Source organism: Bacillus sp. J33 (assembly GCF_000518885.1).
In the GTDB taxonomy this organism is placed as follows: Bacteria; Bacillota; Bacilli; order Bacillales; family Cytobacillaceae; genus Cytobacillus.
On the sequence record NZ_JAEL01000058.1, the window covers coordinates 23,733 to 34,874 of the forward strand.

The following is an 11,142-nucleotide window of genomic DNA, read 5'->3' on the forward strand; positions in this document are numbered from 1 at the left end:
TATTCAAATCCTTTTCTTATTTTGACATAAAAGCCGAAAATTATAAAGAAAGGGAGCCTCTCTTCGGAAGCCCCTTTTTCCTATAAATCAAACTTTAAATTTTGTGATGGTGCCGTTTAATTTTTCTGCTTGCTCGTTCAGCTCCATTGCCAGTTTTTCCACATTGCCGATAACAGCCGTTTGCTGCTGCGTTGCTGCGGCAACCTCCTGGGCACCTGCGGACGTTTCTTCTGCTATCGCCGCAACCTCCTGTGACTGGGTTGAAGTATGCAGGATTCCCTGCATCTGGCTGTCAACCAGACCCGCTATAGCAGAAACTGCAGACGCCATTTCATTAACCGTTTTTGCCATCTCTTCAATTACTTTGTTTGTTTGCGTTCCTTTTTTCACTTCATTATTTGCCGTTTCCACCTGAAGTGAAATTTGCTTCACGACATTGCGGACTTCTTCCTGAATGTTTTTAATCAGCTCCGAGATTCCCTGAACCGCCCGCGCGCTTTCGTCTGCCAGCTTCCGCACTTCTTCCGCAACCACAGCAAACCCTCTTCCATGGTCACCGGCACGGGCAGCTTCTATTGAGGCATTTAAAGCAAGGAGATTTGTCTGTGCAGCAATATCCCCGACAAGCTGGATAATCTGCTCCACTTTCACCGCATTTTCCTCAAGCCGCTTGACCGTCTGCAGAGATTCCTCATTATCATATGCCAGCTTCTCAATTCCTGAAATAAGTGAATGAATAACCTTTTTCGATTCCATTAAATCCTGAACCATTTCCTCGGAAACTTTTTCAGAAACCCTTGCTTTACCCTGCACCTCTTCAGCAATTCGGCTTACATCCTCCATTGATTCAGCAGTGGACTGGATCGAGACGGCTGAATTGTCTGCTCCCAATGAGATTTCGCTGATTGTCCTAGCAATAGAGTCAGCCTGTTCCGCAGCAATGGAGGATTCTGCCGAGATGGTTTTTACTTTTTCATTTGTCTCTTTAAAATTCTCATCTATTTTTTGAACCATTTCTCTTAAACTCGAAAGCATGTAGTTAAACGCAATGCCAAGCGAGCGGATTTCATCATCTGATTTGGATACCTCTGCATCTTCACGGATATCCCCCTGCGCTGCCATTAAAGCGGTTTTTTCAAGCTTCTGCAAAGGCTTAGTAATAAAACCGGCAGCAAAGAAAGCCAGGATCCCAGACCAGACAACCCCCATACTCAATGTCAAGCTGCTAAAAACAGCTTCTCCAAAAGGCAGCGAATTCTCGATTTCAGGAAATAATACATAAAGAAAAATTGCACTTGTTGTGTATGTAATAATGGCCAGTGAAGTGATAAATAAAACAAGCTTTTTCCTCAAGCCAAATCTATATCCCTTTTTCTCCCCCATTATAGTGCCCCCTAATTAACTTTTCTCTGTTTTTAAGCGGTCCACAATCTGATCAATGGCTTCTATCATATCTGCATAGGTATTTCTATAAATTTCAACTGGCCCCCCGTAAGGGTCGGTAATATCACCTGCTCCTGTCTGGCCAGCAAATTCTTTCAGCGTATACGTTTTGCCTGCAGCTGCAGAAAACATAGCCAGAACCGTATCTTTATGTCCAGCTGTCATAGTTAAAATATAAGTCGCCCAATCCACTAAAGACTCTGTCAGGCCGGATGACTTATGCTCCAGCGAAATCCCCTGTTCTTCTAGCACCTTTATTGTGTTTGCAGAAGCATTGCTCCCTTCAGCTGCAAATACACCAGCAGACTTTACTTCAACACCCGGCAAAGCCTTGCTTCTTAAAATAGCTTCAGCCATCGGGCTTCTGCACGTATTTCCTGTACAAACAAATAACACATTCGTCACAGAGTGGTCCTCCTTATTTATATCGGTTTTAAACCCCAAACCTTTATTAAAATAAACATCCTGCACTTTTCTTACATTATAAGCTAAATTACCCATTTAACCTATAATCCCGGGGCAAAAAAGAAAAAGGGTGCCTTCACCCTTTTCATTTTTCACAAAATATTAACATTTAAACAAGAGCAGGACTGTCTGTACTATATTTCGGGAAGTGACTGATGCCAGGCTATAAAAACAGCAGCTTGACTCCGAAAGCAAGCAGAATAGCACCGCCTAGAGCTTCGCTGTAGAAGCCCATCCATCCCTGTATTTTTCTCCCCGTGAGCAGACCTGCCCATGTTAGGATGGTTGCTCCAATTCCGAAGAAGGTCAGGACTGCTACTGTTTTGGCACCATAAATTCCAAGGCTGAGCCCCACGGAAAAACTATCAAGGCTTACGCTTAAAGCAAATAACAGCAGCCCTAATCCTGCTGGTGTAATTAAACTTTCTTCATCTTCCCTGAAGCTTGACCAAATCATCTGTACACCTAATAAAAGGAGCAATCCTCCGCCAACATAGCCGGCAATGGCTCCAAATGTATTTGAAAGGAATCTGCCTGCAATCATTCCTAATAAGGGCATCCATACATGAAATAGTCCAATTGTGATTCCAATTTTAAAAATCTGCCTAAGGCCTAGTCTGTACATCCCCATGCCCAGGCCCACCGAAAAGGCATCCATCCCCAACGCGAATGCCATTAAGGCTAGTGTCAATATTTCTCCGATCATTGCTGACATTTTTACGCCCCCTTGGACTTGCTATTTCAGCATATGCACGTCCAAATGGTTTTAGAATGACATTCTATTTTGGGCTGGGTAAATTTTTGATGCTTTTTTAGCGGTTTCTATGGCCATTTAAAAAAATATATTCTGCTTTATGTAAGTTTCACTTCTTTTTTGATATCACTTTTTATGCTCGAGGGATCACCTTTCCACTACTATGCGTCACTGTTCACATTTATCGCACAACTTTTCCATTTTATGCACCACTTTTAAACCTTATTGTACAACTTTCCGGTTTTATGCGTTTCTCTCTACTTTTTATGCACAACTTCCCGTTATCATAGGTTTTTCCCGGCACAACGCAAAAAAGCCGTTCTCACACAAACGGCTTTTTCCTATATTTATTTACTGATGACCCGGTGCCCTGCTGCTTTCATCAGCCGGTTCATGATGGCTTGGCCTACACCTTCATTTGGGAACATTTCGCTGAAAATAATATCAGCATCAGTATTATTGAAATGCCTTAACGCTTCATATAATGAGCTTGCAACTGTATCAAGCTGTTCCCGGCGTCCGCATGCGAATATATAATCAGCACGGTAAAACCATTCATTTTCAGCGGTTGTCAAAACGCCAACAGAAAGCCCTTCCTGCTTTTTCTCATCCACTAATCGCTGGATCTCTTCTTTTGGCCCGTCTACTAAATAGAGAGGAGCGTCCGGGGCATAGTGGCGATACTTCATTCCGGGAGATTTCGGAGCTTGGCCTTCATCAGCCAGAGCAGGATCGACACTGACCTTGCCAATTTCTCCTTCAAGCTGCTCCTTCGTAATTCCGCCTGGTCTCAGAATAACGGGTAACTCATCTGTGCAATCCAATACAGTTGATTCTACACCAACTCCTGTAGGGCCTCCGTCCACCAGCCCCGCAATCCGCCCATTCAAGTCTTCCCAAACATGATCAGCTGTTGTGGGACTCGGCCTCCCAGACCGATTAGCACTCGGAGCTGCTATCGGAAGGTTCGTTTTTTCCAGCAGAGAAAGCGCTACAGGATGATCCGGCATTCGGACTGCGACTGTGGATAACCCTGCAGTCGCATAATTCGACAAAACGCCTTCCTTCATATTAAAAATAAGTGTCAGCGGGCCAGGCCAAAATTTATCCATTAAGGCCTTCGCTTTTTTCGGAACTTCCTTCACAAAGGCATCCAGCTGGCTTTTATCTGCAATGTGAATAATCAAAGGATTATCACTTGGACGTCCTTTTGCTTCAAATATTTTCTTGACTGCATCATCGTTTTCAGCATTTCCGCCCAATCCGTATACCGTCTCAGTTGGAAAAGCAACTACTTCATTATTTTTTAAAAGATCGGCAGCCTGTGAAAGTTGTGGGTAACTTTCCTCTTTATCCACATTGTTATCCACCGACCATCTTTGTGTATTCATTGTTATCCACCTTCATAAAAAATGTTTTGTAGCTGTCAAAATTCCTATGTTTTCGACATTTTTTTGAACATTCCTTTGGAAAGTATAGTAGAAGAAGCTGGATAACTCAAGTTTTATCCACAAATTGTGTATAAATAATGCTATTTTGTGTATAACTTTGGCAACATACCCACAATTCACATGGATAATTTCAAAAAGAAAGAGTTATCCACAGTCAGAATGTGTTTAACATGTTCTGATTCAAACAATACTTCTGGCAGCTGTTCTGTTTCCTCCTGCCTGAACCCAAGCAAATGGAAAAATTCCAGAGAATTTCTTTTATTCGAAGCCAAATATAAAGACTTTATATTGCGATCCCTTGCCAGGATTAAAATCTGCTCAAATAGAATAAATAAATCCTTTTCAGATGCGGATGCTGACATGACCAGCGACCTTAACAGACCAACTTCTCCATGGGGCTCAATTCCCAGGGTAGCTTTAATATCCCCCGAATCATTTTCCATAATTAAAAAATATTCAATTGCTTCCTTAATTCCTTCCGTGCTTAAATTCGCTGCTTCCAAAAAAGCTGTAAGCCTATCAGCATCTTCTAATCGTGCACATCGTACTGCGCCTGTTTCCATTTCTTCACCCCATTTTGTTTTTGTTATTCTATGAATATGAAAAAATAGAAAAAGTAGAACAAGAATAATGCTAGATTAGAAAGAATTCATCGTTAAAGCTAAAACAAAAACACGGCAGCTACTGTTAATTCGCTGCCGTGTTTTTGCTAAAATCCTATTGAATTTTTGTAAGAAATACTTAGTCGTTCGAGTTGCCGCCTTTACGCCCGATTTCCTCATAGAAATCGCGGTCATGATTTTCACTGGTTGCTTCTCCGCCTTTGCGTCCAATTTCCTGATAGAATTCCTTATCGTGGCTTTCTGCTGTTGCCTCTCCGCCTTTACGGCCAATCTCCTGATAGAAGTCCTTATCATGGCTTTCTGCTGTCGCTTCGCCGCCTTTTTGTCCTATTTCCTGATAGAAGTCCTTATCATGGTTTTCTGCTGTCGCTTCGCCGCCTTTTGAACCAATTTCCTGATAAAACTCTTTATCATGGCTGCGGCTTGTTGCTTCTCCGCCCATGCGGCCTCTTTCCTCACGAGACATTTTATCGTTGTTATTATTGTTGTTTTTAGCCATTATCTTTCATCTCCTTTTGTTTATGTTTTGTTGTTACATTACTTTAAATATCCGTTTTTAATAGAATCAAACGCATGAAAAGAAGATGTTAAACGCTTGTCTCAATTGTAATTTGTTTTCCAGATTCTAAAATGATTCTAAAAACTAGACTCTGTTTAAGCTTACCGCTGCCTTCCAACGCGCCTTGACGTTCCGCGTCTGCTGGATCTCCCTTTGGGGAAATTACTCCCGCAGGACGCTATCTTCACAGCAAGAAGGATACGCGCTAGCATTTTCGCTGGATTAGCATCTTACGCTCAAATCAATACCGTTCTTTTTAACACAGCAAAAAAATAAAAGCCTTGCGCCAGCAAGACTTTATCCGAAGATCTTCTCCCATATTTCTACTAAAAAGAATTTAACCTCAACTGGTTTTTCATCCTCTTCTGCATATACAGGGGGTGTCTCTTCCTTGGATTCTTTTTTTGTTTCTTTGCCGGCAGCGACCTTTTCCTCCGCTTTTACCTCTCCCTTTTTGTCTCCCTCTTCAAAGCCTTCACTTACAGCCACTCCATTTGAAAAATCAAGAAAGCATAGGGGCGGGAATAACACACACCACCAGTTCGCTCCTTTGCCTTCTCCCAATGTAATTAAAATGGCTTCATATTCGCCGGCAGGATATAAAAACTGGCCATATAACTTGGTAGGAAAACTTACTTTTCCAAAGTCCGTATTTACCTTCTGGTCAGATCCTTCTTCTGCAACTACTTCTTCGGCAATCTTTTGAATCTCAGGCAATCTTGACTTGATTAAATCACGGGCATCTTCTATAGATGTAAGCTCCTCAACCCATTCTGTAATTTCTTCGTTGACAGCGTCTCTTACTTTTCTCTTAAGTTCCTGGTCTTCCCCATTATCGCTGTTAGCAAGAATTCGAAGCCTGATTGCTTCATTTGGAATCACCATCGGCTCATCTGCCGTCACTTCTGTCTTGGGTATATATAAACTTAAAATGGTTCCTAAGGATAAAATAAGCACATATAATTTCACAATCGTTTTTGTTTTCATCTCTCCGACACCATCCCTTCACTATCCTCAGTGTGGACAGGATGCCAGATTCTTAAACTAGTAAAATCAAAAAAATTTCTCTAACTTTTGCTTATCTAACAACCTATAAAAAATGACAGGATTGGAGTGGTGCCCAGATACCCTTGCATATCGCATGCCAGTCTCAGAGAAAATTTCCTCACAAATGCAGACTTTGATCCTAATGAATATTTTGGCGTTTACCCAAAGAAAAATGGATAGGGTAATCATTATAAAAAAAGGCCATCGACTTTGTCGATAGCCTGAAGCCGCTCCTGGGCTGTCTTTTACCTCAGTTCTGCAAACACCATCCGGTCTTTGCCGTTGATGTCATATACGGTTTCTGCCCTGGCTTCCGGAAAATGATCCTGTAAAAGACCTGATACAGCTTCGCTTTGGCCGGCTCCTACTTCAAAGCCGATTAAAGCCCGCTGCTTGAGGACCGCCGGCAGCTCCTCCATAAAGCGCCTGTATAGATCCAATCCGTCTTCGCCAGCAAATAAGGCACGGTGCGGTTCATGTTTGGTGACGACATCAGACATCCACTCAGCGTCCCTTTCTGGTATATAAGGGGGATTTGATAAGATAATATCAAATTTCTTTTTCTGGGCCATAAGCGGCTGGAGAAGGTCTCCCTGCAAGAATTCAATTTCCGCTCCATTCTGCACTGCATTTTTCTTTGCCAGTTCCAGTGTCGGACCATATATATCTGTAGCGGTTACATGCAATTCCGGCATTTCAAGTTTCATAGTGACTGCAATAGCTCCGCTGCCGGTGCCGATATCCGCCATTTTTAGTCCATCTGCATTGCCAAATAGTTTTGGTATTCTTTGCAAGGCGTTATATACCAGCTCTTCTGTTTCAGGCCTGGGAATCAGCACATCCTCATTTACTTTGAACGTTCGCCCATAAAACTCCTCAAATCCGATAATATACTGCACAGGCTGCCCTGCTGCGTGGGCATGTACAGCCTTCTGAAAAGCCTCAAGGATCCCGGGCTGCACATCTTCCCGCAAATGGGCCAAAAAACTGGCTCTATCCATCTGCATAAAGTGCTGCAATAATAACTCGCCGGCATTTTCATCACGATCCGCCTTTTTTAAAAAAGAAGAAGCCCAGTTGAGGGCTTCATAGACTTTTATGGCTGGATTACTCATTGGATGCACTGTCCAGTTTTGCCGATTGCTCTTCAACAATCAGGGCATCAATAACTTCATCAAGCTTGCCTTGAAGAATTTGATCAAGCTTTTGGATTGTTAAGCCAATGCGGTGATCTGTTACGCGGTTTTGCGGGAAGTTGTATGTGCGGATTCGTTCAGAACGGTCCCCTGTACCTACCGCAGATTTTCGCTGCTGATCATATTCCGCCTGTGCTTCCTGCTGGAATTTATCGTACACGCGCGCGCGAAGTACCTTCATCGCTTTTTCCTTATTCTTGATCTGTGATTTTTCGTCCTGGCAGGATACAACTGTACCTGTCGGCAAGTGCGTTAAACGTACGGCTGACATAGTGGTGTTAACGCTCTGTCCGCCCGGTCCGCTTGATGCGAATGTATCAACACGGATATCTTTTTCATGAATTTCGATTTCCACTTCTTCTGCTTCAGGAAGAACGGCAACCGTTGCAGTTGAAGTGTGAATGCGTCCGCCGGATTCTGTTTCCGGGACACGCTGTACCCGGTGTGCGCCGTTTTCGAACTTAAGTTTTGAATAAGCGCCATTTCCGTTGATCATAAAGATTATTTCCTTATATCCGCCAACTCCAGTTGAGCTGGCTTCAATCACGTCGATCTTCCAGCCCTGCGCCTCGGCATAGCGGCTGTACATGCGGTATAAGTCCCCAGCAAATAAAGCAGCTTCGTCACCGCCGGCAGCACCGCGGATTTCCATAATAACGTTTTTGTCATCATTAGGGTCTTTAGGAATAAGAAGGATCTTCAGGCGTGCTTCAAGGTTCTCTTTACGTTCCTCAAGCTCTTCCAACTCTTCCTTTACCATTTCGCGCATTTCGGCATCAAGCTTTTCTTCCAGCATCGCACGCGCATCCTGGTATTGCTCTTTCACTTCTTTATATTCGCGGTATGTGTCCACAGTTTCCTGAATGTCAGACTGTTCCTTGGAATATTCACGCAGCTTTTTTGGATCATTAACAATTTCCGGATCGCTCAAAAGCTCATTTAACCTTTCATAACGGTCCTCTACAGATTGAAGACGATCAAACACAGCCATTCACCTCAATTTTTTATCCAATAACCGCAGGCGTCTGGCCAGCGGGATATATTTAAAATTACTTACATCTCAAACTCCATAACATTCTAATTATAGTATAGGTGATAGTTGCAGTCAAAACCAATTGTCATTCAGGGTAAGAGTTGATGAAGACTTAAATTTTCAGAAAAATCATTGCTCTCTGTTGCGATATCCGATATATTGGTTTTATGAAAAATAAAAACATTACACCCATTAAACGTTTGTCCCTCAGAGAAGAAGTTTATGAAACACTCAAGAAAAAAATTGTACAGCTTGATTTTGAACCAGGTGCACGCCTTCATGACAAGGAGCTTGCTGAAGATTTTGGTGTCAGCCGGACGCCGGTCAGGGAAGCTTTAAAGCGCCTGGAGGATGAAGGGCTTGTGGAGTCAACTCCAGGCTCTTCCACCCGTGTTTCACCATTAAATGAAAAGGAGGCTAAACACGCTTTTACGGTAGTAGCTGCTTTGCAGGCCTTAGGTGCCAAGCTCGCAGTTCCCCAATTAAAAGAAAAAGACCTCGGCTTGCTGGAATTAGCCAATAAAAAGCTGGAACTTGCCCTGAAACAGCAAGACATTATCGGCGCCATTAATGCCGATGAAGATTTCCACCAGATCTATCTTCAGGCCGCAAATAATCCAGAGATTATCTCAGCTTTAGAAAGGATCATGCCAAAAATTCAGCGTCTGGAAATAGCCCAATTCGGATCTTTAAATGGCCATAAGTCTGTTGAACAGCATACAAGGATTATTCAAGTCACAAGGCAAAAAAATCAGGATTTAGCATCCAGGCTTGTAGAGGAAAACTGGCTGAGCCTTGGTGAGCTTTTAACAAGGAAAGGAAACTGAGGTGATCTCGAATGAAAGCAATTGTTTTAGGGGTGTTCTCGGCATTCTTCTTTGCATTTACGTTTGTATTGAACCGTGCCATGGAAATGGATGGCGGCAGCTGGCTTTGGAGCGCTTCACTGCGCTATTTTTTCATGATTCCCCTCCTCGCAGCCATTGTGGCTTTTAGAGGGAATTTGCGGCCTCTCTTTGCAGAAATGAAAAAAGCTCCATCCCAATGGCTATTATGGAGCTTTGTTGGCTTTGGTTTATTTTATGCGCCTTTATGCTTTGCCGCTGCCTATGGGCCTGGTTGGCTGATTGCCGGAACCTGGCAAATAACTATTATATCCGGTTCTCTGCTGGCTCCGCTATTTTTCGTTTCTTATCATTCAGGAAATGGCACCGTTAGGATTAGAGGAAAAATTCCTTTTCGCGGGTTAATGATGAGCATAATTATTTTGCTCGGGATTGCAGTTATGCAATGGGAACACGCCTCTTCCATCTCCTGGCGCGATACCCTGCTGGTAGTGATTCCATTAATTATAGCGTCTTTCGCCTATCCATTAGGCAACCGCAAAATGATGGATGTCTGTGAAAATCGCCTTGATGCCTACCAGCGCGTACTGGGGATGACCATTGCAAGCCTTCCCTTCTGGCTGATTCTTTCCTTTATTGCTCTAGCTGCAAGCGGAGTGCCAAGCTCAGGCCAAGTCGTTCAATCCGGTTTAGTTGCCCTTTTTTCCGGCGTCTTTGCTACAGTGCTATTTTTTGCTGCAACTGATCTCGTTCGGGGCAATATGCAAAAATTAGGTGCAGTAGAAGCCACTCAATCTCTCGAGGTTCTTTTTGCAGCAGCCGGTGAAGTGGTTCTCCTGTCTAGCCCGCTGCCTTCTGGAATCTCTTTAACCGGTATGGCTCTCGTAATTGCCGGAATGGTGCTTCACAGTTATGTCACATCCAATAAAGTCATTTTAAAAAGAAAAGCTGCGTAAAAAAATGCCCTGTATAAAGCAGGGCATTTTACGTACGGTCTTCCTGGACTTTAACCTCAATATGGTAACGAGGCAGGGCTTTTATAAGCAATCTATGCAATTGAGCTTCAGCATCCATTTTTTCCTCATGGGTCATCATGCCTTTTCGATAAGCCGTTACCCACATATCCTCGCCATTTACCCAAATCGCACCAGGGCGATAGCCTTCGTTAGCATCAATCACTCTGCGGGCTTGGTTGATATCATCCTGGTTGTCCAGACGTTTGCCATCAAAATTAATAAAGTTAGGGTTCTGGTCGCCGCTGAATGTACGATCCAGCGTATCATTGTCTTCTGTGCGGTCCAGATCATTGTTTATAAATGATGTGCCATCCCTGGTCTCTTGGCTGTAGAGATTCTCTGTCCCTTGATTTTGGGCGCAGCCAGCCATAAATACGAGCATAAGAAGGAAAACACTAAGTTTTTTCATTGCTAGCACCTCCTTTTTATAGCATGTCCGCTATAAGGAGGAATGTGCGAACCAAATTAAGGGAAATTGGCGGTACGACACTTTATTATGGCGTTATTTTGGAGACTCTCCTTTTTTCGGGTGTCATGACCTCTTCATGAAGACCTTTTTTCCGAGGCTCTCTCTTTTTTGGGCGTTATGAAGACTTCATGAGGACGTTTTTTCCGATCCTATCCCATTTTCGGGCGTTATGTAGACTTTATGAAGACCTTTTTTCCCTTTTTCGGGCGTTATGAAGACTTCATGAAGACCTTTTTTCCGA

12 protein-coding genes are annotated in these 11,142 nt (G+C 43.2%); 2 read left to right on the plus strand and 10 right to left on the minus strand.

The features are described 5' to 3' along the window. Window positions 1-87 precede the first annotated feature (87 nt). From L634_RS0116545 to prfA, 9 genes are all read right to left on the minus strand, one after another. Window positions 88-1,383: a methyl-accepting chemotaxis protein gene (locus L634_RS0116545; RefSeq protein WP_026583401.1), complete on the minus strand. Its 1,296-nt coding sequence runs from the start codon at window positions 1,381-1,383 to the stop codon at window positions 88-90. A 15-nt stretch (window positions 1,384-1,398) separates the two neighbouring features. Next, window positions 1,399-1,848, minus strand: coding sequence for a low molecular weight protein arginine phosphatase (locus L634_RS0116550; RefSeq protein ID WP_026583402.1), 450 nt, complete (start codon window positions 1,846-1,848; stop codon window positions 1,399-1,401). 223 nt (window positions 1,849-2,071) lie between these two features. Continuing rightward, complete coding sequence (locus L634_RS0116555) at window positions 2,072-2,623, minus strand: manganese efflux pump MntP (RefSeq protein WP_026583403.1); 552 nt, start codon at window positions 2,621-2,623, stop codon at window positions 2,072-2,074. A gap of 386 nt (window positions 2,624-3,009) precedes the next feature. Next, entirely contained in the window at window positions 3,010-4,053 is a 1,044-nt protein-coding gene (locus L634_RS0116560) for an L-threonylcarbamoyladenylate synthase (protein ID WP_026583404.1), read from the minus strand. 176 nt (window positions 4,054-4,229) lie between these two features. Then, window positions 4,230-4,676 (minus strand): GNAT family N-acetyltransferase, encoded by a 447-nt coding sequence (locus tag L634_RS0116565; RefSeq protein WP_026583405.1) that lies wholly within the window; start codon window positions 4,674-4,676, stop codon window positions 4,230-4,232. Between the two features lie 178 nt (window positions 4,677-4,854). Further along, window positions 4,855-5,235 carry a KGG domain-containing protein gene (locus L634_RS0116570; protein WP_026583406.1) on the minus strand — a complete coding sequence of 127 codons (381 nt, stop codon included), beginning with the start codon at window positions 5,233-5,235 and terminating at the stop codon, window positions 4,855-4,857. A 357-nt stretch (window positions 5,236-5,592) separates the two neighbouring features. After that, window positions 5,593-6,282, minus strand: a complete 690-nt coding sequence (spoIIR, locus tag L634_RS0116575) for a stage II sporulation protein R (protein WP_026583407.1) — start codon at window positions 6,280-6,282, stop codon at window positions 5,593-5,595. Window positions 6,283-6,587: 305 nt separating this feature from the next. Beyond that, window positions 6,588-7,442 (minus strand): peptide chain release factor N(5)-glutamine methyltransferase, encoded by an 855-nt coding sequence (prmC, locus tag L634_RS0116580; protein WP_026583408.1) that lies wholly within the window; start codon window positions 7,440-7,442, stop codon window positions 6,588-6,590. A 7-nt stretch (window positions 7,443-7,449) separates the two neighbouring features. Then, entirely contained in the window at window positions 7,450-8,523 is a 1,074-nt protein-coding gene (prfA, locus tag L634_RS0116585; protein ID WP_026583409.1) for a peptide chain release factor 1, read from the minus strand. 215 nt (window positions 8,524-8,738) lie between these two features. Here prfA and L634_RS0116590 point away from each other — a divergent pair, with 215 nt between their 5' ends. Both L634_RS0116590 and L634_RS0116595 read left to right on the plus strand, forming a co-directional pair. Then, a complete protein-coding gene (locus L634_RS0116590; RefSeq protein WP_026583410.1) occupies window positions 8,739-9,398 on the plus strand; it encodes a GntR family transcriptional regulator in 660 nt (219 codons plus the stop codon). An 11-nt stretch (window positions 9,399-9,409) separates the two neighbouring features. Further along, window positions 9,410-10,372: a DMT family transporter gene (locus L634_RS0116595; RefSeq protein WP_026583411.1), complete on the plus strand. Its 963-nt coding sequence runs from the start codon at window positions 9,410-9,412 to the stop codon at window positions 10,370-10,372. Window positions 10,373-10,400: 28 nt separating this feature from the next. On the opposite strand, the gene L634_RS0116600 is transcribed toward L634_RS0116595, so the two are convergent. Then, window positions 10,401-10,841, minus strand: coding sequence for a hypothetical protein (locus tag L634_RS0116600; protein ID WP_026583412.1), 441 nt, complete (start codon window positions 10,839-10,841; stop codon window positions 10,401-10,403). Window positions 10,842-11,142: the final 301 nt, after the last annotated feature.